Genomic DNA, 24,779 nt, shown 5'->3' on the forward strand with positions numbered 1-24,779 from the left:
TTTTTATTTAATTTTCTTTAAAAGTATTCACCAGTTTATCGAGATTCAGACTGCGGGCAGAGGCATCAAAAATCTCACGGTAAGTACCTTCTTTATTGTAAAGTTCATCATGAGTTCCGTTCTCTACCACTCTTCCTTTTTTCATCACATAAATGATATCAGAATCCAGAATCTGTGACAGGGAATGAGAAATAATGATGACTGTTCTTCCTTCTTTTATAGCATCCAGAGAGTTTTTGATCTGTTCTGTAGCGATGGCATCCAGGCTGGCAGTCGGTTCATCCAGAAAGATGATCGGAGGATCTTTAAGAAACAGTCTTGCAATTGCAATTCTCTGTTGCTGCCCTCCGGAAAGCTGCGTGGCATCATGCTGGTATTTCTCCGGAAGATCCATAATCTGTTCGTGCAGATAAGCTTTCTTCGCCGCCGCCTGAATTTCTTCAAAGCTTGCATCCATATCTCCATACCGGATATTATCTTCAATGCTGCCCTGGAAAATATGATTTTTCTGAAGCACCAGCCCAAGGTCGCTTCTCAGAAAAGTATTGTCATATTCATTAAGATTTACTCCATCCAATACAATCTCTCCGGAATCCGGAAGATAAAATTTACATAACAGATTAATCACTGTTGATTTTCCAGCTCCACTTAATCCTACCAGAGCGGTAGTCTTTCCGTTTTCAATTTTCATAGAAACATTATGCAATGCTTTCGTTCCGTTAGGATAAGTAAAGTCTACATCTTTTAATTCAAAAGTTCCTTTGATTTCTTTTTCAATAAAGCCTCCGTTAGGTTCAGTTTCATTGTCTGCATTTAAAATATCAAAATACCCTTCTGCATAGATCATCGCATCGTTCATATCATCATAAATTCTGTGCAATTGGCGAATAGGTGCCGAAACATTGTTAAAAAGCATGATATGAAGCATGATGGCACCAATCGTCATCTGTTGATCAAGTACCAGATATACGGTTAATAGGATAATTAGAACCACTCCGAATTGTTCAATAAAGGTTTTTAAACCATCATAAATAAAATTGGTTCTTCTGGTTACCATCTGGCTTTCCATGAGTTCCATCTGAAGATCATATTGTTTTTTTCCTTCAAATTTTTCACGAACAAAACTTTTAATAACCATTATCGAATTAATCAGATTCAACAGACCTGAGGTCTTTTTCTCCCGTTGGTTTCTGAGCTGGCGGCGTACTCCGCTTAGCTTTTTCGCCTGCAGGGAACTGATATAAAAATAAATCGGAACAATAACTGTAGAGACTATTCCTACATACATATTCTGCATGTACATAATAACAAGAGCAATGATGGCATTGGAAAACAACGGAAGAATATCAATAAAAAAATTCTGGACCAGTTTTGTTAAGCTTTCAATACCGCGATCTATTCTGATCTGCAATTTTCCGGATTCATGATTTTCATCATTAAAATAAGCAACTTTATAGGTCAGAATCTTATCAATCGCAGACTGTGCCAATACGGAACTAACATTGATCCTGATCTTCTCTCCGTAAAACTTCTGTCCGAAATTGATAAAAATATTCAACAATTCCTTTCCCAGTAAAATAATGGAAATAATAATAAGGATATGAATTCCTTCGGACATCGGATGTGGAAGATGGGTAAGCTGGGTCACTTCATCAACCGTGTATTTCAAAACAATCGGATTGACCTGTGCGGCCAAAGCCCCGAGAAATGTAAGAAAAAGTGTTCCATAAATCATAGGGCGGTAAGGTCTGATAAATGGGACAAGCTGTTTATAGATTCCGAATAAGGTAACGGTTCTGTTAAAAGGTTTAGCCATAGAAATCATTTTAAATGAAAAACGTACCGCTTTCAAAAGAAAAAGGTACGTTTTATTATCATGTTCAGCAAATAAATGCTTTATATTTTATCCTTCATACATATAAGTCGTAAGGTAGTGCAGCTCTTTCCTGCTGGCTTCTTTAGACTCTGCTTCTGCCTGTTCCAGAGAATACTGGCTGTTGATCTCTTTTTTCTGGAAAACAAATGAATTGTTGGCATTTTTATCCACCACATCATTAAAAATATGCTCAATTTCAGAGTTGGCTAATGAGGCAAAACTAATATCTTCGAATCCATACATCAGTCTCAGGTCATCAAACTGTCTGAAATTTTCATCTACAAATCCTTGAAACTGTACCTTTGAATCAAAATTACCTGCCCAGATATTATAGGCGTACTTTTTCTTTTTCGGCTTATCCAGAATGCTTTGATAAACAAAGTTTTCGCCCAGATATGCTTCTCTTACCTGCGGATCGTTCGCAAGATCTTCAGGAAGCCCTTCTTTAAGGATCTTTCCTTCAAACATAATATAGGTTTTGTTGGTAATTGCTAAGGTCTGCTGTACATTGTGATCGGTAATGAGAATTCCGATATTTTTATCTACAAGGCTTCTTACAATTTTCTGAATATCTTCGACAGCAATCGGGTCTACACCGGCAAAAGGCTCATCCAAAAGGATAAAGTTCGGGCTTGTGGCAAGACAGCGTGCAATTTCGGTTCTACGTCTTTCTCCTCCGGAAAGAAGATCTCCTCTGTTTTTACGGACATGCTGTAAAGAAAATTCTTCGATCAGTTCATCACATTTGATCTGCTGCTCCCGTTTTGAAAGTTTAGTCAACTGCAATACTCCCATAATATTTTCCTCTACGGAAAGTTTTCTAAAAACTGAGGCTTCCTGAGCCAGATACCCGATTCCCTTTTGAGCTCTTCGGTACATGGCATCAGTAGTAATCTCCTGTTTATCCAGAAAAATTTTCCCTGAAGTGGGCTTAACCAACCCTACGATCATATAAAACGATGTGGTTTTTCCTGCTCCGTTTGGACCCAGCAAACCAACAATTTCTCCCTGTTGAACCTGTACAGAAACTCCTTTTACAACTTTTTTAGGACCGTATTCCTTGATTAAGTTTTCTCCTCGTAAAATCATAAGGCAAATATATCAAAAATATAAACTCGCGGATAGGCGAAAGAGCAAAAAGGCTAAAAGGCTAAATAACAAAAGGAGAATTGGGTGAATTTGCAGCTTTGATATACGGTTTTCAATTTTAAAGCTAAAATCTCAATACTAAGCAATGGAAAATTACGGTTACACAAAAACAGAAAATGAACAAAACCAGCAAAGCGGTGTCCCTTACCGTTCAGAAAAGAAAATCCCTGCAGCTTTATTGGGAATTCTTGTAGGCTGGCTGGCTTTAAATAAATTTTATCTGGGGTATACAAAGGAGGGAATCATTCAGCTTGTTCTGAATGTTGTCACTTTAGGAGCAGCTTCTATTATTCCTTTTATCGAAGGCATTTTATATCTCTTTATGAGTGACAAACAATTTGATGACACTTATGTATATGGCAAAAAAGGCTGGCTATAAGAAATAATGAACTTAATTATAAAAAATCGGCGGTTCTGATCAGAACCGCCGATTTTTTATAAATGAATATCAGCTTATTGATTCAATAGGATAGCAGCTTCTTTGGCAAAATACGTAAAGATCATATCCGCACCAGCTCTTTTGAAACATGTTAAACTTTCAATGATCGTTTTGTCATTATCCAGCCATCCATTTTGGGCAGCAGCTTTTACCATTGCATATTCTCCACTTACATTGTATACTGCAATTGGAAGATCAATGGCTTCACGTACTTTTGAAACGATATCCAGGTAAGGAAGTCCCGGTTTGATCATGATAACATCTGCCCCTTCCTCAATATCTTTAAATACTTCATTCAAAGCTTCTCGTGAGTTGTGAAAATCCATCTGATAGGTTTTCTTATCTTTCGGAATTTCCATATTGTCTTTCGGAGCACTGTCTAAAGCACTTCTGAAAGGTCCATAGAAAGAACTTGCATATTTGGCAGCATAGCTTACAATCCCTACATCTGTAAAACCGCTTTCTTCCAATGCTTCACGGATAACCTGTACCCTTCCATCCATCATATCACTTGGTGCCACAAGGTCCGCTCCTGCTTCTGCATGGGATACAGACATTCTTGCCAGAGCATCATTGGTCGCATCGTTCAGCACTTTTCCGTTTTCAATAATTCCGTCGTGTCCGTAGATTGAATAAGGATCTAAGGCGACATCAGGCATAACAATCATTCCCGGAACAGCATCTTTGATCGCTCTGATCGTATTCTGCATTAATCCGTCTTTATTCCAGGCTTCTTTTCCTGTATTGTCTTTCAGATCTTCTGACACTTTCATGTACAAATTGACAGCTTTTACTCCCAAAGAAAATAACTCCTTACATTCCTTCACTGTTAAATCTATACTCCGCCTGAAAATTCCCGGCATAGATGGGATCGCCTCCTGCTTGTTTTCGCCCTCCATTACGAAGATCGGCATTACAAAATCATCAGTTGTAAGCACATTTTCTCTTACCAGACTTCTGATAGATTCATTAACTCTAAGTCTTCTATTTCTTGAATGTATCATTTTTGGAATACTTTTTGAATAAGTTTCTACAAATTTACTACAAGTTCTGCAAAAAACTATTGTATGAAATTGCAGAATGTATTACATTTGTTATATATATTCGAGAAATTATAAATTTGATGAAAAAACTTTTACTTTTATTTCTATTTGTAGGCACTTTTGTTGGATTTTCCAACAATTTTAAAGCTCAGCTTAGAGAGCCGGGTTCCATCACTCAAAAGGCGGATGATGGTGTATTGCTTGCCTATCCAAATCCTGCAAAGGATTTCCTTATTATTAAGGCAAAAGATTCTTCTTTAAGAATCAAAAGTGTGACTTTTTATTCAATTTTGGGTATGCAGGTCGCTAACTATACTGTGAACATGAATTCCGGGGAGATCAATATTGAAAAATTGAAACCTGGGAAATATATGATTCGCTATATCTTAAGTGATAACACACAAAAAGTTACCCAAATCGTGAAACAATAAATTAAAATCCTGATAATCATCAGGATTTTTTCTTTTACATTAATTCTGTTTTAATATTTCCGTAACTTTCGGAACTTTTTAATACTAATAGTAAAAAGAACAATTTAATGCTAAAAGCTGAACATATTAAAAAGACCTATAATGCCGGAAAAAAGGTCGCACTGGATGATTTCAGCATCCATGTTCCAAAAGGCAGTATTTATGGCCTTTTAGGTCCCAACGGAGCCGGAAAAACTTCTTTTATCCGCATCATTAATCAAATTACACAGGCAGACTCCGGAGATATCTATATCAATGGACAGAAACTGAATCCGAGCCATATTAAAGATATTGGCTATATGCCCGAAGAAAGAGGATTGTATAAGAACATGAGTGTCGGCGATCAGATTCTTTATTTTGGAGAATTGAAAGGGATGAGTAAAAGCGATGCCCTGAATGAAGCAAAAAAATGGTTTGAAAAGCTGAATATCGATCAATGGTGGAAAAAAAAGCTCTCTGAGCTTTCAAAAGGGATGGCTCAAAAAATACAGTTTGTAGTCACGGTTCTTCACAGGCCTCATCTTTTAATCCTTGATGAGCCCTTTTCAGGCTTCGATCCGGTAAATGCCAACTTAATCAAAGATCAGATTATTGATCTTAAAAATAACGGAACAACGATCATTCTTTCTACCCACAGAATGGAAAGTGTGGAGGAAATGTGTGATTATGTCGCCCTGATCAACAATTCCAAGAAGATTATTGACGGAAGAGTCTTTGATGTAAGAGAAAAGTTCAAGAAAAATATTTTTGGGGTTACGCTTTCTGAAGTAAGTCATGATCAGTTTGAAAGTTTCAGAAACAAGTATGATATTTTCAATTTGTCGAATGCCAACAATCTTGTTTCTTTTGAGCTGAAAAATGAAGAAAGCCAGAATAATGTTCTCCTTGATCTTGTACAGGTGGGTAAAGTAAGATCATTTGACGAAAGGATTCCTAGTATGAATGAAGTGTTTATTAATGCTGTAAGTAACCATTCTTAATTTTTATGAATAATATTTTTTTAATTACCAAAAGAGAATTTCTTACCCAGGTTAAGAAAAAATCTTTCATTATATTGACACTGCTTGCTCCCGTTATGATTATTGCTTTCGGAGCCGTAATCGGATTAATGTTTAAAGCGAATGAGTCACACAGTATTATAGAAGTTGTTGATAAAAGCGGATTGTTTACCAATCAGCTGAAATCCAATGATCAGTTAAATTACGTTTTTGTTTCTGCTGCCGACGAAAAATCAAAGATCAACAATCTGAAAGGAAATGAATCCCTGGATGGTATTCTGATCCTGCCTGAGCTGAAAAATCAGAATTTTGATGAGCTTGAAAAGGATACCAGATTGGTCATCAACAGCAAAATAGGATTTGACACAAAACAGAGAATTGTTTCTGATATCAGCAATGTTGTAAAAAAAGAAAAAATCAAGCAGCTGGGCATTCAGGAAACACAGTTAATTAATCTGGATAAAAGCTTTACTTTAAAAACCATCAACGTTACAGACAACAACAAAGAGGATTCTGATCTTGTTTTTGGGGTTAAATCAGGGCTGAGTATGGTACTGATGTATGTCACTTTTATGTTCATCATTATTTATGGAGTAAGAGTAATGCGAAGTGTTCTGGAAGAGAAAAATAACCGCGTTGTGGAAATCATCATTTCTTCTGTAAAACCTTTTGAACTGATGATGGGGAAAATTCTGGGGGTAACGATGGTAGCACTTACACAGTTTGTTATCTGGATTACCATGTCTGTCATAGGAGCATTGGTATTAAATACAGGATTCTCACCTCTTCAGAGAAATATTCCTGGCGGAAATGAAGAACTTGCCAATAAACTGGACGTAGGACAGCTTGCTACCCAGATTTCTCACAGTTTACTGGAGCTGAACTTTCCGTTGATTATCTTTGTATTTATTGTTTTTTTCCTTTTAGGATATATCTTTTACAGCTCTATTTATGCAGCCATCGGCTCTGCTGTGGATAACGAAACAGAGACGCAGCAGTTTACTTTATTTGCGATTTTACCATTAACATTAGGCATGTATGGAAGTTTCACATTGATGAATAATCCGGATGGTCCCTTAGGTTTCTGGCTGTCCATTATTCCGTTTACTTCACCGGTAGCCATGATCGCAAGAATTCCGTTTGGTGTTCCTGCATGGCAGATTGCATTATCTATTGTATTATTGCTGGGAACTACTGTTTTCATGATCTTCCTGGCAGGAAAAATCTATCGTGTAGGTATTTTGATGTACGGAAATAAGGCTACATTAAAGGAGCTTTGGAAGTGGATTAAAGGATAATAAAGCGAAAATATAAAGGGAAAAAATTGCTGAGAAATCCAATTGTGCCCGTTGATAAAAATAAAATAACAAAAAAACCGGAAACTGAGTTTCCGGTTTTTTTTATTTTGAAATATTCTATTTGAATATATAGCTTAAAGTAAGAGCGATTACCTGTTCTGATTTTTTCTTATCTGTACCTCCCTTTTCTTTCACAAGACCTGGGTAGGTGTCTGATAAACCTAAATCATATTTTAAAGCTAATTCAAGCTGCCTCTTATAGCTGTATCCTATACCAAGTCCGAGTCCCCAGTTAAAGCTTTTTGCTTTTCCGTTTACTCCCGGTGGCTGTGTAGGATCAGTAACATCCGGATCATAGTAAGGTCTTCCTATAGGAGCATTCTTAACATCCTGACTCACTAAAAAGTTAAATCTAGGGCCTATTAATCCAAAGAATTCCGATTCAGCTTCTGAAAAGTATCCTTTAAAATAAAGGGGTACACTCAGATAATTATTGGCATATACTGCATCATAACCATCTTTTCCTTTAGCATCTTTATCTTTTCCGGTTTCTCCTGCGCCATAATACAGTACTTCCGGCTGAATAAAGAATTGGTTTGCCTTCCCTACGGGGATCAAAGCCAAAGCTCCACCTTGAAAGGTGTATCTAGGGCCAGAGGGATTGTGGGCATTTGCTACTCTTGAGTAGTTTAAACCTGCTGTAAGACCGAATCTTGTATTATTCCATTGCACCTGTGCAAAGGATAAAGCAGAAAAAGTCAAAGCTGAGGCCAATAAAAGTTTTTTCATATGGTGTGATTTTATGTTATCCTAGAACTTTTGCTACAGTAGCACCGATATCAGCTGGAGAATCTACTACGTTGATACCGTTTTCTCTCATGATTTCCATTTTTGCCTGAGCCGTATCTTCAGCACCACCTACGATGGCACCTGCGTGTCCCATGGTTCTTCCTTTTGGAGCAGTTTGTCCGGCGATGAATCCTACAACCGGCTTAGTAGATCCGCTTGCTTTGTACCATCTTGCAGCTTCCGCTTCAAGACCTCCACCGATTTCACCGATCATTACAACAGCTTCAGTTTCAGGGTCGTTGATAAATAGCTCTAATGCTTCTCTGGTAGTTGTTCCGATGATTGGGTCTCCACCGATACCGATTGCAGTAGAAATACCGTAACCAGCTCTTACAACCTGATCAGCAGCTTCGTAAGTAAGGGTACCTGATTTTGAAACGATACCTACTTTACCTTTTTTGAAAACGAAACCTGGCATAATACCAATTTTAGCTTCTTCAGAAGTAATGATTCCAGGGCAGTTTGGTCCGATTAATCTGCAGTCTCTGTCAGCGATGTAAGATTTTACTTTTACCATATCAGCTACAGGAATACCTTCAGTAATACATACGATTACTTTAATCCCTGCTTCAGCAGCTTCCATAATAGCGTCTGCTGCGAATGCCGGTGGTACGAAAATGATACTTACGTTGGCTCCTGCTTTTTCAACAGCGTCAGCTACTGTATTGAATACCGGCTTTCCTAAGTGCTCGCTTCCTCCTTTTCCTGGAGTAACACCACCTACTACGTTTGTTCCGTATTCAATCATCTGACCAGCGTGGAAAGTTCCTTCGTTCCCTGTAAATCCTTGTACAATTACTTTAGAATCTTTGTTTACTAAAATTGACATTTTATTGTTGTTTTAATTTATTTATTATTTTATTAATGCTCACAAATTTACTTAAATTTCTTTGATTTCAGATAAAACCTTTGGAATTGTTTATTTGAGATTTCTCAGCTTTACTTCTTTTTTCAGATAGCTTTTAAAATCTTCTGCAAACAGACCGATGTATGTTCCTTTTTTAAGATCTTTATTAACGCCGGATTTAGCCAGTAAAACGGTCCCTTTCTCAATGGTAAGACCGGAGGCAATTCCTACCTGTCCCCACATGGTTACTTCATCTTCAATGATACAGCATCCTGCAATCCCCACCTGAGAAGCAATAAGACACTTTTTCCCGATCACAGTATCATGGCCGATCTGAATCAGGTTATCCAAAACAGATCCCTCTCCAATCACGGTAGAATCTGTAACACCTCTGTCGATGGTACAGTTATTACCAATTTCCACATTGTTTTCAATCACCACATTTCCGACTGAAACCAGACGGTCAAAATTTCCATTCAGTTTTCTGTAGTAGAAAGCATCTCCACCGATAACAGTACCGGATTGGATAATCACATTATCTCCGATTTCTGTACGGTCTCCAATCACAACATTGGGGAAGATAAGGGTATTTTTTCCGATTTTAACATTGTTTCCAATGACTGCAGAAGGGTGAATCCTGGTACCTTCACCTATTTCAACATCATGAAGTTCTTCTGTAAAGTTATATATTCTGGTGAAATGAGTATTGATTTTATTAAAGTCTCTGAAAGGATCATCAGAAACCAAAAGTGCCTTACCTTCAGGACATTCTACTTCCTTATCAATTAAAATAATAGTCGCTGCAGAGTTTAATGCTTTGTCATAATATTTAGGATGGTTCACAAAAACGATATCACCTGGTTTTACCATGTGAATTTCATTGGTTCCCAATACTTCAAAATCTTCAGGCCCTACAAATGCTGAGCCTATTAAATCTGCAATGGTTTTAAGCTTTTGCGGAGAATGGAATCTCATAACAATAGATTTTCTTATAAAACAAAATTCGGAGTGCTGATGCAAACCGAATGTATGTAAATTTTATTTATTCTTTTACTCTTTCTAAATAGCTACCGTCTTCAGTGCTTACTTTAATTCTGTCTCCCGGTTCAATGAACAAAGGAACCATTACTCTTGCTCCTGTTTCAACGATTGCGTTTTTAAGAGCATTGGTTGCAGTATTCCCTTTCACTCCCGGATCAGCTTCGATAACATCAAGGTATACTGATTGTGGAAGTTCAGCAGAAAGTGGAGTTTCATCAGCTTCTTTCAAAATGATTGTTACTTCTTCACCAGCTTTCATAAACTGAGAGTTCTCGATCATTTCTTTGTTGATATATAATTGAGAGAAGTCATCATTGTTCATGAAGTGAAATCCGTTCTCATCATCATACAGATACTGGAATTTTCTGGTAATTACTTTTACTTCATCAATCTTGTGTCCTGCAGAGAAAGTATTATCTATTACTTTACCGTTAGTTACTGACTTTAATTTTGTTCTTACGAAAGCAGGTCCTTTTCCTGGTTTTACGTGAAGAAATTCGATTACTTTATAAATATCATTGCTGTACTCAATGCACAGCCCTTTTCTGATATCGTTACTTGTTGCCATTAATATGTAAATATTTATTTTCTTTTATTAAATTGTATCCCCTGCCCCTGCTGCTGCATCCTGTTAAATGTATTATTATTGAATGTATTCACATTGTTATTCAATCGAATGACATTCATCTGAATATCAGATTTATACTGATCAGTTGTTCCTAAAATTGAACTTCCGGTATTTTTCTGTTTCAGAATACCATTTAAATTATTCTTTGCAATACTATCATTAGACTCTTCAGAAAGCTTCCTTTCTATGGTGAAAGGTTTTTCTTTTTTTACTCTTTCAGACTTTTCTGTTTGTTGTCCGGACAAAAAAGATATTGAAGAAAGTGCCATAAGTAAGATTAAACTTTTCATGGTATGATAGTATTTGTTATTCAGTTATTCTCTATCCTTTCCGGTTCCGTATCCTTTTACGATACCTCGTGGTGAGTTTTGAATGAACTGCAGAATCTCATCTCTTTCAGCGGTTGGAAGCATTTCTTTTTCAATATGGGAAATTGCCTGGGAAACATTCATTTTCATCTGGAAGATTGCTCTGTAGATTTTCTGGATTTCGAAGATTTTCTCATTGGTAAATCCTCTTCTCCTTAAACCAACAGAATTGATCCCTGCATAGGACATTGGTTCTCTCGCTACTTTTACATAAGGTGGAATATCTTTTCTTACCAGGGTACCTCCGGAAATCATGACATGTTTCCCGATTTTACCAAATTGATGAACAGCAGATAAACCTCCCATTACTGTATAATCTCCAATCTCCACATGTCCTGCAATACCACAACCGTTTACGATGATAACGTGATCTCCGATGACACAGTCGTGTGCTATATGCGAAGTAGCCATGATAAGACAGTTGGCACCTATTTTAGTATATCCCAGGGCTTTTGTTCCCCTGTTTACCGTAACACACTCTCTGATTGTTGTATCGTCTCCGATAATTACCTGTGTATCTTCGCCATCGAATTTCAGATCCTGAGGAATCGCAGAAATTACTGTCCCCGGGAAGATCCTGCAGTTTTTCCCTATTCTTGCTCCATCCATGATGGTAACATTAGGACCGATCCAGGTTCCTTCTCCGATTTCCACATCTCCTGCAATTGTAGTGAAAGGTTCTACAATTACATTTTTGCTGATTTTCGCACGTTTATCTACGGCTGCTAATTGATGAATCATTTAATCAACTTTATTTTTTGCAACTTGAGCCATAAGCTCTGCTTCTACTGCTACGGTATCGCCTACATATCCATACCCCTGCATATGAACAATTCCTCTTCTGATTGGCTCTATCAATTCAATTTTGAATATAAGCGTATCTCCGGGAATTACTTTTCTTTTGAATTTTACCTTATCGATTTTGATGAAATAGGTAGAATAGTTTTCAGGATCCGGAACACTTGCCAGTACAAGAATACCTCCTGTCTGTGCTAATGCTTCCACCTGAAGAACTCCGGGCATTACAGGTTCTTTAGGGAAGTGCCCAACGAAGAAAGGCTCATTCATGGTTACATTTTTCAGTCCTACTACATGAGAATCTGAAAGTTCAAGAACTTTATCGATCAATAAGAACGGCGGTCTATGCGGCATAAGCTTCATAATTCCGTTGATGTCAAATACCGGCTCTTTCGTCAGATCAAAATCCGGAACATTTTTCTTTTTCTGCAATTTCCACTGGCGGTTTAGTTTTTTGGCAAACTGGGTATTCACATAGTGTCCCGGTTTGTTGGCAATAACTTTACCTTTTATTTTTACTCCTGCCAAAGCAAGATCACCGATTACATCCAGTAATTTGTGTCTCGCAGCTTCGTTAGGATAATTTAAATTAAGATTATCGAGAATACCGTTCGGTCTGATTGATACATTATCTTTTCCAAAGGCTTTCTTTAATTTTTCTGTTGTTTCCGGTGTAAGATCTTTATCCACATATACGATGGCATTGGAAATATCTCCACCTTTGATCAGCCCATGATCCAAAAGCATTTCCAATTCATGCAGGAAACTGAAAGTTCTTGCGGATGAGATTTCATCTTTAAATTCTGAAATATTTTTAAGAGTGGCATTCTGGGTCCCTAATACTTTAGTCCCAAAATCTACCATTGTCGTTACTTCGTAAGTATCTGAAGGAATGATTGTAATTTCCGAACCTGTAGCCGGATCACTGTAAGTAAGAACTTCTTTTACCACAAGATATTCTCTTGCTATGCTCTGTTCTGTTACTCCTACACTTTCTATAGCTTCCACAAAATATTTTGAAGATCCATCCAGAATAGGAGGTTCAGAGGCATCCATTTCTAAAATGGCGTTGTCAATATCACAACCGACAAGGGCTGCTAAAAGGTGTTCGCAAGTGGTAATTTTTACCCCTAATTTTTCTAATGTAGTTCCTCTTTCCGTTGCTACAACATAGTTTACATCTGCTTCTACCTGTGGATGTCCCTCCAGGTCTGTTCTTACAAATACAAAACCTGTATTTTCCTTGGCAGGTTTAATGGTAAGTTTTACTTCTTTACCCGTGTGAAGACCAATTCCAGAAAGAGTTACCTCTTGCTGAAGTGTTTTTTGCATATCACTCATTAGTATTATCTTTTGAGTTATTCTCAAGATTATTTATTCTACTTACTATTCCAGGCAGATTCCTGAAATGAACATAGCTTCTCAAATAGTCGTTATAGCTGATGGCCGGTGAACCATACAGTGTTTCTCTATCATTAACGCTGGAATTCACACCGCTCTGAGCCTGAATTTTCACCTGATTTCCAATTTTAATATGCCCTACAACTCCTACCTGGCCGCCAATCTGGTTCCAGTCACCAATTGTAGTAGAACCTGCGATTCCTGCCTGGGCTGCAATCACATTATTCTGACCTATTTTCACATTGTGGGCAATCTGGATCAGGTTATCAATTTTAGTTCCTTTTCCTATAACGGTAGAGCCTATTGTAGCCCTGTCAATACTGCAGTTTGAACCGATCTCAACATCATCTTCAATAATTACATTTCCAAGCTGCGGTATTTTTTTGAAACCTTCGGCTGTCGGCTGGAAGCCAAAACCATCACCACCAATAACCGTATTGGAATGAATCACACAATTATCTCCTATGATACAATAGTCATAAATTCTGGCACCACTGTCTATTTTACAGTTTTTACCAATTTTTACTCCCTTTCCAATATATACATGTGGGTAGATCTGTGATCCTTCCCCGATCTTAGCTTTTTCCGAAACATAGGTAAATGCTCCAATATAAGCTTTATCTCCTATTATAGCTGTATCGTGTATGGATGAACCATTTTCAATACCTTCTTTTCTCCCCTGCATTTCCTGGTATAGATTCATCAGAACCTGAAAAGAAAGATAGGCATCTTTTACAACGATTAAGGTAGGGTTATAATGATTTTTCTCGAGAAGTTTTTCCGAAACGATGATAACTGAACATTTTGAGGTATTCAAAAAATGAGAAAACCGATCTTGTGCTATAAAAGAAAGATGTCCTGATTCCCCATTTTCAATTGGTGAAACCCCTGTAATAAGCGCATTCTCGTCACCTATTATTTTTCCGTCAATAAAACTTGCAATTTGCGAAGCTGTAAATTCCATATTCTGCAAAGATAAGAAATTCTATAATTTGCAAACACGTTTTAGTTTCAGATCGTAAATTTTAATATTCTTTAAGAATCCAGTCCGGACATATCTCTTGGAAACATAAGGATATAGCGGGTTGTCTTGTTCACCATCAACCCTGATAAAAGCTGGTCTTCTGACTCATGCAGCCTTGTTCTTTTACCATTTTTATGTAACAAATAGATAGGCTGCTTTTCCGCATGATAAGGAAGTAATTTTCTTTTTATTTCATGAACCAATTCATGCCCATTATCAATTCCGAAAAATTTATTGACATTTTTCACTTTTTCATCAATTATTTCCGCTTTAAACGGATGTGATGAAATGATTGTTTTGGGTAAATTTCTCTGAATTACACATTTACACCAATAGGACAGCACAAAATCATCGGAATTCTGCCATTCTTTCATTGCCTGGATGACATCATTGTCATCAAGCCTGGTAAATCTTTCTATATCTTCATCCGTTGCCGCACTTTTCTCCCGGTATAAAAAATATTTCAGATGATCCGTCGCTGGAAGCTCCATGCCTTGAGAAATCAGATATTTTGCTCTTTCGAGGATTTTAACCAAAAGAAACTCTGCCAATGCAGAAGTTTTGTGATAGTAGACCTGCCAGTACATAAACATTCTGGCTGTCAGAAAATTTTCAATAGAATAAATCCCTTTTGCATCAATCACCAGTTCGCCTTCTTCACATACATTCATCATGGAAATAATTCTCTGGGTATTTATATTCCCTTCTGATACTCCGGTAAAAAAGCTGTCTCTTTTCAGATAATCCAAACGGTCAACATCCAGTTGGGAAGAGATGAGTTGGTTGAAAAATTTTCTGTGGTACCTTCCCTGAAACATTTCAATGGCCATGGAAAGCTCTCCTTTAAATTCTTCATTCAGTTTATTCATCAGCAATAAAGAAAGGTTTTCGTGATGCCAGTCATCCATCAGCATGCTTTCCAGCGCATGTGAAAACGGACCATGACCAATATCATGCATCAGAATAGCCAGCATTGCTCCTTTTTCTTCTTCCTCAGAAATTTTCACGCCTTTCTGTTTCAATGTTTCCAGGGCTGTAAACATCAAATGCATTGCTCCAAGGGCATGATGAAACCTTGTATGGGTAGCTCCTGGAAATATCAGGTTCAAAAGTCCGGTCTGTCCGATTCTTCTTAATCTCTGAAAGTAAGGATGCTCAATGATATCAAATAAAATTTCGTGTGGAATTTTGATAAATCCGTGAACAGGATCGTTGATGATTTTTAGCTTATTCTGCATTGAAACTTCAGTATTAGTAAACAAAGTTAGGCATTTTAAAGTTTAGCATTTTATTAAATTACTATTAAAAGATTGTCACACGGCCATCACACCCATCATCTTTTCTGCAAATGACCTTCTTACCGGCTTTCAGAAATTACCCAAACGCCTGTATCTTAATCCAATTTTTTGAAAACCTTTGTATCTGTTGTGATAAAGCATTATCTTTGAGAGAAAACACACTCCCTTTAATGAGACGTTTCTCTCTCCTACTTTTATTATTGTTAAGTTTAAAATTTTCCGCGCAGATTGTCACAGAAACACAAAAACTGGAATCTCTCTGCAGGATCTGGGGGTTTCTTAAATACTATCATCCTTACGTCGCGAAAGGAGATCTGAATTGGGACAGACAACTTTTTCAGAAAATTGATGACCTGGAAAATATCGATAATAAAGAAGCTTTGAACCATTTTTATTCTGACTGGATCAAAAGTCTGGGAGAAGTTTCCCTTTGCAGAGATTGCCCAATAAAAGAGAATAAAGTCTATTTTCTTAAAAACTTTGACCTGAGCTGGATGGATAACCGCCTTATTTTCTCAAATGAATTATCCCAAAAACTTCATTATATTGAAAACAACCGGAATCTTGGTGACAATCATTATTTGGGTAAAAGTGGCAGAAAAATATATTTCAGAAATGAAGAATCTTATGGTTCCGGATTTACATCCAGAAAAGTCAGCCTGTTGGAATTATTCAGATACTGGAATTATGTTGAATACTTTTTCCCCTATAAGTATGAAACTGATCAGAACTGGAATGATGTTCTTTCCGAAATGATCCCAAAATTCCTGATGATCGGAGATGATGAAAATTATCATTTGGCACTGGCAGAACTTGTTACCAAAACAGATGACTCCCATGCCTATCTTTCCTCGAAAGAGATCCAGCGCAATCTGTACGGAAACCGAAAAGTTCCCGTGGAATATTCCTATGCAGAAGGGAAATTGGTGATTACAAGAATCAATTCCACAAGATCCGGAGAAAAAAGCCCTTTCCAGACCGGAGATATTATCTATGCCATTGAAGGTAAAACAATTCCGCAGATGATCAACATTCTGGGAAAATATGTACCCGCATCCAACTCCTGGGGTAAAGTAAATAAGATAAAAGAAAAACTTCTCTTCAGCAATAGCGATTCTCTTTCTCTAATGATTGAAAGAGAAGGACAAAATAGAGAAATCAAAACCAAAACATATTTTGTCAAAGACATTATTCACATCAAAGATAAAGTGATCCAAAAGTGGAAATTCATTGACAACGAAAATGAAACAGGCTATGTCAATATGGGAATTATAGAGAAAGGAGATCTGGATGATATGTACAGAAATTTAAAGTCAACAAAATCCATTATCTTTGATCTTAGAAATTATCCCAAACAAACTATTGTACCTTTAAGCTATTTACTGCTTCCCGAAATGTCAGTTTACTATCAGTTTACTTTTCCGGACAGCAGCTATCCCGGCAAATTCTACAGCAGAAAAAATGTTACGGGCAGAAAGAATCCCGAATACTATAAAGGAAATGTAATCGTTTTAGTAGATGAAAGTACTCAGAGCCAGGCCGAGACTACCACGATGATGCTGAAGCAGCATCCGAAAGCCAAAATTATCGGCAGTCATACTTCAGGAGCCAACGGCGATGTTATCACATTTAAAATTGCCGGTCTTGATACCCGGTTTACAGGCCTTGGAGCTTATTATCCTGATGGCAGAGAAACACAAAGGATAGGCATCATTCCTGATATTACTGTAAAGCCCAGTATTGAGGGGCTTAAAAACGGAAAGGATGAAGTCCTGGAAAGGGCTTTGGAATATATAAAGACCATCAATTGAATGAAACAGAAAATGTGAAATATTTTACGATATTTCCATTTAACTAATATTTAACTTTTAATCTTTCGATTTTGTGAGATTTTAAAAGGAATTGGTCAACATTTTGATACAATAACCATGTAAAAAATAAATTATGTCAGAAAAGATATTATGGATCGATGATGAAATAGATTTACTTAAACCTCATATCGTATTTTTAGAAAAAAAGGGTTACCAGGTAACCCCTGTTAATAATGTGAATGAGGCTTTGGAACTTATGGATTCAGAGAAATTTGCTTTAACGCTGATCGACGAAAATATGCCTGGTATTTCAGGACTGGAAGCAATTCCTATGATTAAGGAAAAAGATAATTCCTTAAAAATCGTAATGGTTACCAAAAGCGAAGAAGAACACATCATGGAAGAGGCTATCGGCTCTCAGATTGCCGATTATATATTAAAGCCTGTCAATCCTAATCAGATATTACTTTCCCTAAAGAAAAACCTTCAGCAGGATAACCTGGTGGAGCAAAAAACGATTTTACAATATCAGCAGGAATTCAGAAACCTTTCTATGGAACTTTCTTACCTGAGAACATATCAGGAATGGGCTGAATATTATAAAAAGATCCTTAGCTGGGAAATTAAGTTTGATAAGGTAGCAGATAATGAATTTGCAGATCTTCTGCAGTCCCAGAAAGAAGAAGCCAATATTCAGTTTGCCAAGTTTATTGAGAAAAACTATGAGAACTGGCTTACAGATTCTGATAAACCCATGATGAGCCATACGCTTTTCAAGGAAAAAATAAAACCGGAAGTAGAAAAAGAAAAAGTTCTTTTACTGATGGTGGACAATCTTCGTTATGACCAGTGGAAAGTTATTGAACCCCTGTTCACGAAATATTATAATAAAATATCCGAAGATTATTACTACAGCATACTTCCTACCGCAACACAATATGCAAGAAACTCTTTCTTTGCGGGATTAATGCCGTCTGAAATTGAGAAACGTTTCCCTGACAAATGGTTCAATGACAACGAAGAAGGAAACAAAAATGAATTTGAGCGTGACTTCCTTGAAGATCAGATGAAGAGAATTGGCCTTGGTTCCAAGTCTATGAAGTACCTTAAAGTACTGAACGCTGATTTTGAAAGAAAGATCTATGATGATTTTAACCAGCATAAAAATAACGATCTGCTGGTGATCGTATACAATTTCATCGATATTCTTTCGCATGCCAAAACAGACAACCATATTGTTGATCAGCTGATCCGTGATGATAAAACCTTCCGTTCTCTTACCCTTAACTGGTTTGAAAATTCTTCACTGATGAAGATTATCAAAACCGCTGCAGAAAACGGATATAAACTGGTCATCACGACAGATCACGGTACTGTTTATGTAAAAAAACCGAGCAAAGTTGTTGGAGACAGGGAGACTTCTACCAATATCAGATATAAAACCGGCAAGAGCCTGACGTATGATGACAGTGATGTATGGGCTATTACCAATCCTGAAAAACTTTTCCTTCCAAAAGGAAATCTGAGCTCGAAGTATATTTTTGCCAAAAACAATACCTTTCTTGCTTATCCTAAGAACTATAATCATTTTGTTAATTACTATAAAGAAACTTACCAGCATGGAGGAATATCACTGGAAGAGTGCATCATTCCTATCAGCATTTTAGAACCCAAGTAGTTTTTTTCATAGTTTATTTAATTTTGGGTTTAAAGCGGAAAAAATCGATTGATTTTTTCCGCTTCTTTTTTAGGCACTCATTTTGCATGCTAGAATACAACATTAAACAAATATATATTTATGAAAAAGCATATTTTTATTGCTGCAGCAGCTGTTGCACTACTTTTAACTTCATGTAAAAAAGAAAACAAAGTAACAGATTCTACTTCTGCCTCTGTAGACAGTGTTGCTTCTAAACCGACTGATTCAGCCGTTGTTGCAGGGAATCAGGATGAGATTGTAAAAAGCACCTCGAAAGACAGCCATGGAAAAACTCTGGAAATGACTTTCAACAATACCAAAAATACAGCTACAGTAGTATTCAACAATGAAACGATTGAACTGCAGGGGCAAAAGCCTGCTTCAGGAATATGGTACAAGAATGATCATTATGAACTGAGAGGAAAAGGTGAGGAAATAGAACTGACGAAGGATGGTAAAACAGTTTTTAAAAAATAAACTCACTTCCTAAAAATATAAAAAGTCGGCTTTGAAATTAAAGACCGGCTTTTTTATTTCCCTACATTTGAAAAAATTTATTTTGTTTATGAGATTAATCACTTACAATGTCAACGGAATAAGGGCCGCTTTTACTAAAGATTTTCTGGGTTGGCTGAAGACTGCTGATCCAGATGTTATCTGCATTCAGGAGAGCAAGGCCGGAAACGATCAGATAGACATTGAAAGCCTTGAAAAATTGGGATATCACAGTTATTGGCACTCAGCAGTAAGAAAGGGCTATAGCGGTGTCGGAATTGCTTCAAAAATCAAACCTAATCATGTAGAGTACGGGTGCGGTATTGAAAGTTATGATAATGAAGGGAGAATCATCCGTGCAGATTTTGATGGATTTTCTGCTATTTCTGTGTATGTTCCCTCTGCATCTAATATTGAGAGGCTGGATTTTAAAATGCAGTTCTGCCATGACTTTCTGGAGTATATCAAAAATTTAAAAAAGGAAATTCCCAACCTGATTATATCCGGTGATTTCAATATCTGTCATGAAGCGATCGACATTCACAATCCTGTCGGCTTAAAGAATGTTTCAGGTTTTCTTCCTATGGAACGGGAATGGATGACCAATTTCATTAATGAATGTGAACTTATTGACAGTTTCAGATTCTTCAACAATGAACCTGATCATTACACATGGTGGAGCTACAGGCAAAATTCCAGGGAAAGAAATAAAGGATGGAGGCTGGATTATAACTTTACTTCTTACAGTTTAAAAGACAGACTCAGCAGAGCTGTTATTTTAAAGGAAGCAGTACATTCTGACCACTGCCCTGCATTATTGGAACTTAATATATAATCAATGGGATAATATCCATACAAAAAAGCCAGCTTGTCAGCTGGCTTTTTTTAATTTAAATCATAAAATTAATCGACAATTTCATATTCAACCGGAATGGTACCATGATTGATATCTCCGATCTCATCGAACGCTGCTTTAGACATATCTAAAGCTCTTGATGAATGGAAAGGTCCTCTGTCATTAATCCTTACTATTACTTCTTTCCCGTTATTAAGATTCGTTACCTTAACGTTTGTTCCAAATGGAAGCGTTCTGTTTGCTGCGGTAAACTTTGAGTTATCAAAGATTTCTCCGCTAGCGGTTTTTCTACCGTTAAATTTATCGTGGTAGTACGATGCATAACTTGTTTTTTTCGCATCTAAGGCATTACTCGTAAAAGAATAAATACCTAAGGTTGAAATCATCATTATGATTACGAGAATGAATCTTTTCATCATGTTGAACTTTTATTGGTTTTGACGGAGCAAAAGTATCAGGAATCTTTATAAAACCCTACTCCACATGTTAAAAACAGTTAACAAAACACTAATAAAATGTTAACAAACCCTGCAACATCCTATGAATAGGGGTTTTATGTCACACTGTTAAAAAACGTTAAAAAAACATCTGAAAAGTTAACATAATTAACTAATTTGTGCATAATTTAAAAAATACAAATTCAAATATAACTGATAATCAGTTAATTATAAAATACGCAATGTTAATTTCTGAATCAAAATAATTATCTTTAAAAATAAAAGTCTTAAAATCCGGATATGAAGAAAACTGCTGACAGACTATGTACAGCCCTGTAAAGTTATATTTCCCAAAAAATATTTTAACATGCTGACAGATTGTTAAAATTCCAGAATGTTCTAATTTCAGTAAATATTTAGGATTAAATACTAAATATTTGAATCAGTATTACTGGATCAGTCTCAAAAGCTGGGGGATATTGTATTTATGGAATTTAAATTTTTAGCCTCTTATCTCATATTTTCAAGGAGCAAAGGATGGAATCAATTTCATTGATTCTTTCTAGCAAATACATATCCACTAAGCTTCTTCAACGACAAAGTTGCACTTCTTAGCTTCCTGAAATAAAACATTTGAATCGTTTTTCTTTGCGATTAAAAAATGGCCTGTCGGTTCAATAAAAAGTATAGATTTTGTACGAGCCCCAAACTTTTGCGCTTGATCCGTATTACTTTTAGTTACAAAAAATCAATGAACGTACAGTCTCTTAAAAATAAAAAACCAATGATTGCTCATTGGTTTTTTATAATATAATTAATTCTTTATTATTTCACGTATTCTAATACATAGTCATATGTATCAGCCGGGTATACTACAGACATGCTGGGAGAACCTGTAACAGCATTATTTGTGCTACCAAGATTATAAGAATAAAGATCTCTAGAGTATACTACTTTGTTACCCGTACCTGAAGTCTTATAAATAGTAATTCCGTATAATGAAGTCATTCCTGATGGTGAAGGAATAGATACAGCAGTAGAAGCTCCTGTAGTAGTAAATGTACCTTTCACAGCATATACCTGGGCTCCATTTACAGAAGTATTAGTAATAGTCTCTGTAGTAAGGATATTTACTTTACCTGCATTAGGGTTAGCTCCCATCGGAACCCATCTACCTGGAGCAACATTTGTAGTCTGACCAGGGTTTGAGAAGTAATAAAATCCTGGAACTACAGCAGTTACAATTCCATTTCCTGTTACAGTATTACCAGTAGCCGTATTATAAACTACCATACCATCATAGGCAGATGGAAAGTTAATTCCGTCAAGGCTGGCCGTTTTAAAAGTAAACTGAGTTAAATCAGTTGAAGGAAATAATAAACCTTTACCATCATTAACTGTAGCATTATTATTTGTAGAAGCATCTAAGAATACATTCTCATTTGGGAACTGATTGGCGATAGCACCATTAGATAAAACCTGAGCACTTGCTAATGTACCTGAAGCTACAAGAAGCGCAAATATTATTTTTTTCATTTTGTTTTAAATTAAATATTACAACTAAATTCTATTATCTACCGGAAAGCATAGCCCAAACGTTCGTACCAGCCTGATCAACTATGATAAAGCAGAAAGATCCTCCTGAAGTAATTGTACTTGGTAAATTGTTAATGGGTCTTGTAGTACCTGGAACTGCTGCAGGATCCCATCCCACATTTCCGGGTCCGTTAGAAGACACACATCTTACTGAGTTTAGAGGTAATGTTGTTGCATTAGGTAATAATAACTGGCTCGTACCCCCCATTGCTGTTGTAACGACAGAGTAGTCATCAGCAGCCCATACAATTGGAGCGTTAGCTGAGTGAAGTCTTCCTTTTTGAATTTGGAAGTTGGGAGTAGAAGATCCTCCACCTACGCCCTTCCAAACAGAGTTTGGGGCATCATAATAATAAAAACCTGTTGTAATAACATTCGTTGTTTTTGGAGTGGCTGTACCATCTATTGTTGTAACAAATGTAAGGGCTCCATTTTGATCTGCAGTATAAGCTGCATCTTTTGCTAATAATTGAGCTCTTGTCAAACGAGGGACCAATAAGGCATCAGGTTTAGAAGTATCAGCAGTATTTGCTGTTACGTCTAAGGTTGTGGCAGGTGTGGTTGTGTTAATCCCCACTCGCCCCTGCTGAGCCTTGGAAAGCGCCGAAAGGCCAACAAGCATAATTGTTGTTAATAAAAATTTTTTCATAAGTTTTTAAAGATTTTTAATTACATTTTAATCAATATTCTATAGAAAACTGCATCCCAACTTGTGAATATCAAAGCATTTAAAAACAAAACAATTCGTTCCTATGTTTTTAGCTCACTTTAAATGATTAACTTATTGAAAGCACATGATTTAAAAATATTGCTTATTGCGCAAATTTAAGACATAATTTTCGAATTTTAATAATTTAAGAAAAAAATTTAAAAATTCTTAATCTCACAAAAACATAATCAACTGGAAAACAATTGTTTAAAAATAATCTAGAGAAACAAAATTATGTTAAATTCTATGAATATCTTAATTTTTAAATTTATTTTTTTTCCTGATTAATAAGTATTTAGCTATACCAATTCTCCGTATAAATCAAATTCTTCAGCGGAAGTGATTTTGACCTCTGCAAATTCACCGATAGAAATATAGGTATCTTCAGCGGAAACCAACACCGTATTATCTACATCCGGTGAGTCGTACTCTGTTCTACCAATGAAATAATTTCCTTCTTTACGATCAAAAATACATCTGAATGTCTTACCTACTTTTTCCTGGTTTTTTTCCCATGAAATCTGAGACTGCAGCTCCATGATCTCTTCTACTCTTGCTTCTTTTACTTCCTGTGGAATATCATCTTCCAACACATAAGCCGTTGTATTCTCTTCGTGAGAGTAAGTAAAGCAGCCTAGTCTATCAAACTTCTGCTCTCTTACCCAATCTTTAAGCTCCTGGAATCTCTCTTCTGTTTCTCCTGGATATCCAACAATCAGCGTTGTTCTGATCGCCATATCAGGTACTTTTTCTCTGAATTTTCCTAAAAGAGCATCTGTTTTCTCATGGGTAGTTCCTCTTTTCATTGATTTCAGCAAATCGGAGTTGATATGCTGAAGAGGAATATCTATATAATTACAAACTTTAGGTTCTTCGCGGATAATGTCAAGCACATCTTCAGGGAAACCGCTCGGAAAAGCATAATGAAGACGGATCCATTCCACACCTTCCACTTTTACCAGTTCTTTTAAAAGATCACCCAGTGCTCTTTTTTTATAAAGATCAAGACCATAATACGTAAGATCCTGCGCAATAAGAATCAATTCTTTGGTGCCCTTTTTTGCCAGTTTCTGAGCTTCTGAAACCAGTTTCTCAATAGGGGTTGAAACATGTCCCCCTCTCATCAGTGGAATAGCACAGAAAGAGCATGGTCTGTCACATCCTTCAGAGATTTTCAGGTATGCATAATGTTTGGGAGTTGTTGTCAATCTCTCTCCTACCAGCTCATGTTTATAATCAGCTCCAAGGTGCTTTAACAGTACCGGAAGATCCCTTGTCCCGAAATACTGATCCACATCGGGAATTTCTTTGATCAAATCCGGCTTATACCTTTCAGAGAGACATCCTGTAACAAATACTTTTTCTACTTCACCTCTGTTTTTCGCTTCTACATAATCAAGGATGGTATTGATAGATTCTTCTTTAGCATTATCAATAAATCCACAGGTATTGATCACAACAATGTCCCCACGGTCTTCGTGAACCACTTCTTTGCCGTTGGCCTTCAGCTGGCTCATTAATACTTCAGAATCATATACATTCTTGGAACATCCAAGAGTGACTACATTGATTTTCTTCTTCCCTACAGATTTTGTACGCATCGTTTTGATTTTGAGTCTGCAAAGATACAAAATATTGAAGAGTTAAAA

At 36.6% G+C, this 24,779-nt stretch carries 23 protein-coding genes and 1 pseudogene; 8 read left to right on the forward strand and 16 right to left on the reverse strand.

The features are described from left to right. Positions 1 to 7 precede the first annotated feature (7 nt). Entirely contained in the window at positions 8 to 1,735 is a 1,728-nt protein-coding gene (locus CRS_RS14985; protein ID WP_142725006.1) for an ABC transporter ATP-binding protein, read from the reverse strand. 504 nt (positions 1,736 to 2,239) lie between these two features. After that, positions 2,240 to 2,965: pseudogene (gene lptB, locus CRS_RS14990) on the reverse strand (LPS export ABC transporter ATP-binding protein); the annotation flags it as partial. A 145-nt stretch (positions 2,966 to 3,110) separates the two neighbouring features. Between lptB and CRS_RS14995 the strand changes: the two are divergent. Beyond that, the gene (locus CRS_RS14995; RefSeq protein WP_142724835.1) at positions 3,111 to 3,404 is read left to right on the forward strand and encodes a TM2 domain-containing protein; all 294 of its coding nucleotides are present in this window, start codon (positions 3,111 to 3,113) and stop codon (positions 3,402 to 3,404) included. Between the two features lie 74 nt (positions 3,405 to 3,478). Here the strand turns inward: CRS_RS14995 and hemB are convergent, their stop codons facing one another. Beyond that, positions 3,479 to 4,468, reverse strand: coding sequence for a porphobilinogen synthase (gene hemB, locus CRS_RS15000; RefSeq protein ID WP_142724836.1), 990 nt, complete (start codon positions 4,466 to 4,468; stop codon positions 3,479 to 3,481). A 119-nt stretch (positions 4,469 to 4,587) separates the two neighbouring features. On the opposite strand from hemB, the gene CRS_RS15005 reads away from it, so the two are divergent. The 3 genes from CRS_RS15005 (at position 4,588) to CRS_RS15015 (ending at position 7,273) form a co-directional block, all read left to right on the forward strand. Then, on the forward strand, positions 4,588 to 4,938 hold the full coding sequence (locus CRS_RS15005) for a T9SS type A sorting domain-containing protein (protein ID WP_002977152.1): 351 nt from the start codon (positions 4,588 to 4,590) through the stop codon (positions 4,936 to 4,938). 107 nt (positions 4,939 to 5,045) lie between these two features. Continuing rightward, positions 5,046 to 5,957 carry an ABC transporter ATP-binding protein gene (locus tag CRS_RS15010; protein ID WP_142724837.1) on the forward strand — a complete coding sequence of 304 codons (912 nt, stop codon included), beginning with the start codon at positions 5,046 to 5,048 and terminating at the stop codon, positions 5,955 to 5,957. A 5-nt stretch (positions 5,958 to 5,962) separates the two neighbouring features. Continuing rightward, positions 5,963 to 7,273 (forward strand): ABC transporter permease, encoded by a 1,311-nt coding sequence (locus CRS_RS15015; RefSeq protein ID WP_142724838.1) that lies wholly within the window; start codon positions 5,963 to 5,965, stop codon positions 7,271 to 7,273. Between the two features lie 117 nt (positions 7,274 to 7,390). On the opposite strand, the gene CRS_RS15020 is transcribed toward CRS_RS15015, so the two are convergent. The 9 genes from CRS_RS15020 to CRS_RS15060 all read right to left on the reverse strand — a co-directional run bounded on the left by CRS_RS15020 (position 7,391) and on the right by CRS_RS15060 (position 15,467). After that, positions 7,391 to 8,062 carry a porin family protein gene (locus CRS_RS15020; RefSeq protein WP_142724839.1) on the reverse strand — a complete coding sequence of 224 codons (672 nt, stop codon included), beginning with the start codon at positions 8,060 to 8,062 and terminating at the stop codon, positions 7,391 to 7,393. Positions 8,063 to 8,078: 16 nt separating this feature from the next. Further along, on the reverse strand, positions 8,079 to 8,951 hold the full coding sequence (gene sucD, locus CRS_RS15025) for a succinate--CoA ligase subunit alpha (protein WP_034735515.1): 873 nt from the start codon (positions 8,949 to 8,951) through the stop codon (positions 8,079 to 8,081). 90 nt (positions 8,952 to 9,041) lie between these two features. Then, the gene (locus CRS_RS15030; protein WP_142724840.1) at positions 9,042 to 9,944 is read right to left on the reverse strand and encodes a UDP-3-O-(3-hydroxymyristoyl)glucosamine N-acyltransferase; all 903 of its coding nucleotides are present in this window, start codon (positions 9,942 to 9,944) and stop codon (positions 9,042 to 9,044) included. Between the two features lie 67 nt (positions 9,945 to 10,011). Next, complete coding sequence (gene efp, locus CRS_RS15035) at positions 10,012 to 10,578, reverse strand: elongation factor P (RefSeq protein ID WP_002977139.1); 567 nt, start codon at positions 10,576 to 10,578, stop codon at positions 10,012 to 10,014. Between the two features lie 14 nt (positions 10,579 to 10,592). Continuing rightward, positions 10,593 to 10,928 carry a hypothetical protein gene (locus CRS_RS15040; protein WP_228451268.1) on the reverse strand — a complete coding sequence of 112 codons (336 nt, stop codon included), beginning with the start codon at positions 10,926 to 10,928 and terminating at the stop codon, positions 10,593 to 10,595. A gap of 24 nt (positions 10,929 to 10,952) precedes the next feature. Continuing rightward, positions 10,953 to 11,747: an acyl-ACP--UDP-N-acetylglucosamine O-acyltransferase gene (gene lpxA / locus CRS_RS15045; protein WP_002977135.1), complete on the reverse strand. Its 795-nt coding sequence runs from the start codon at positions 11,745 to 11,747 to the stop codon at positions 10,953 to 10,955. Then, positions 11,748 to 13,145, reverse strand: coding sequence for a bifunctional UDP-3-O-[3-hydroxymyristoyl] N-acetylglucosamine deacetylase/3-hydroxyacyl-ACP dehydratase (locus tag CRS_RS15050; protein ID WP_142724841.1), 1,398 nt, complete (start codon positions 13,143 to 13,145; stop codon positions 11,748 to 11,750). Continuing rightward, positions 13,138 to 14,169 (reverse strand): UDP-3-O-(3-hydroxymyristoyl)glucosamine N-acyltransferase, encoded by a 1,032-nt coding sequence (gene lpxD, locus CRS_RS15055; protein WP_142724842.1) that lies wholly within the window; start codon positions 14,167 to 14,169, stop codon positions 13,138 to 13,140. Before lpxD ends, CRS_RS15050 begins: the two co-directional genes overlap by 8 nt. Before the next feature lie 71 nt (positions 14,170 to 14,240). Then, a complete protein-coding gene (locus CRS_RS15060) occupies positions 14,241 to 15,467 on the reverse strand; it encodes an HD domain-containing protein (RefSeq protein ID WP_142725008.1) in 1,227 nt (408 codons plus the stop codon). A 230-nt stretch (positions 15,468 to 15,697) separates the two neighbouring features. Between CRS_RS15060 and CRS_RS15065 the strand changes: the two genes are divergently transcribed. The 4 genes from CRS_RS15065 (at position 15,698) to CRS_RS15080 (ending at position 20,367) form a co-directional block, all read left to right on the forward strand. Further along, positions 15,698 to 17,338, forward strand: coding sequence for a S41 family peptidase (locus tag CRS_RS15065; protein WP_172617087.1), 1,641 nt, complete (start codon positions 15,698 to 15,700; stop codon positions 17,336 to 17,338). Between the two features lie 133 nt (positions 17,339 to 17,471). Beyond that, the gene (locus tag CRS_RS15070) at positions 17,472 to 19,016 is read left to right on the forward strand and encodes a bifunctional response regulator/alkaline phosphatase family protein (RefSeq protein WP_142724844.1); all 1,545 of its coding nucleotides are present in this window, start codon (positions 17,472 to 17,474) and stop codon (positions 19,014 to 19,016) included. 120 nt (positions 19,017 to 19,136) lie between these two features. Further along, positions 19,137 to 19,514, forward strand: coding sequence for an MliC family protein (locus CRS_RS15075; RefSeq protein ID WP_142724845.1), 378 nt, complete (start codon positions 19,137 to 19,139; stop codon positions 19,512 to 19,514). An 88-nt stretch (positions 19,515 to 19,602) separates the two neighbouring features. Beyond that, positions 19,603 to 20,367 carry an exodeoxyribonuclease III gene (locus CRS_RS15080; RefSeq protein WP_142724846.1) on the forward strand — a complete coding sequence of 255 codons (765 nt, stop codon included), beginning with the start codon at positions 19,603 to 19,605 and terminating at the stop codon, positions 20,365 to 20,367. Between the two features lie 68 nt (positions 20,368 to 20,435). On the opposite strand, the gene CRS_RS15085 is transcribed toward CRS_RS15080, so the two are convergent. The 4 genes from CRS_RS15085 to rimO all read right to left on the reverse strand — a co-directional run bounded on the left by CRS_RS15085 (position 20,436) and on the right by rimO (position 24,731). Beyond that, the gene (locus tag CRS_RS15085; protein WP_142724847.1) at positions 20,436 to 20,807 is read right to left on the reverse strand and encodes a septal ring lytic transglycosylase RlpA family protein; all 372 of its coding nucleotides are present in this window, start codon (positions 20,805 to 20,807) and stop codon (positions 20,436 to 20,438) included. An 843-nt stretch (positions 20,808 to 21,650) separates the two neighbouring features. Next, positions 21,651 to 22,361: a hypothetical protein gene (locus tag CRS_RS15090; RefSeq protein ID WP_142724848.1), complete on the reverse strand. Its 711-nt coding sequence runs from the start codon at positions 22,359 to 22,361 to the stop codon at positions 21,651 to 21,653. A gap of 34 nt (positions 22,362 to 22,395) precedes the next feature. Further along, on the reverse strand, positions 22,396 to 23,070 hold the full coding sequence (locus tag CRS_RS15095) for a hypothetical protein (RefSeq protein ID WP_142724849.1): 675 nt from the start codon (positions 23,068 to 23,070) through the stop codon (positions 22,396 to 22,398). 359 nt (positions 23,071 to 23,429) lie between these two features. Beyond that, on the reverse strand, positions 23,430 to 24,731 hold the full coding sequence (rimO, locus tag CRS_RS15100) for a 30S ribosomal protein S12 methylthiotransferase RimO (protein ID WP_142724850.1): 1,302 nt from the start codon (positions 24,729 to 24,731) through the stop codon (positions 23,430 to 23,432). Between the last annotated feature and the right edge of the window lie 48 nt (positions 24,732 to 24,779).

This window comes from Chryseobacterium sp. ON_d1 (genome assembly GCF_006829085.1).
GTDB lineage: Bacteria > Bacteroidota > Bacteroidia > Flavobacteriales > Weeksellaceae > Chryseobacterium.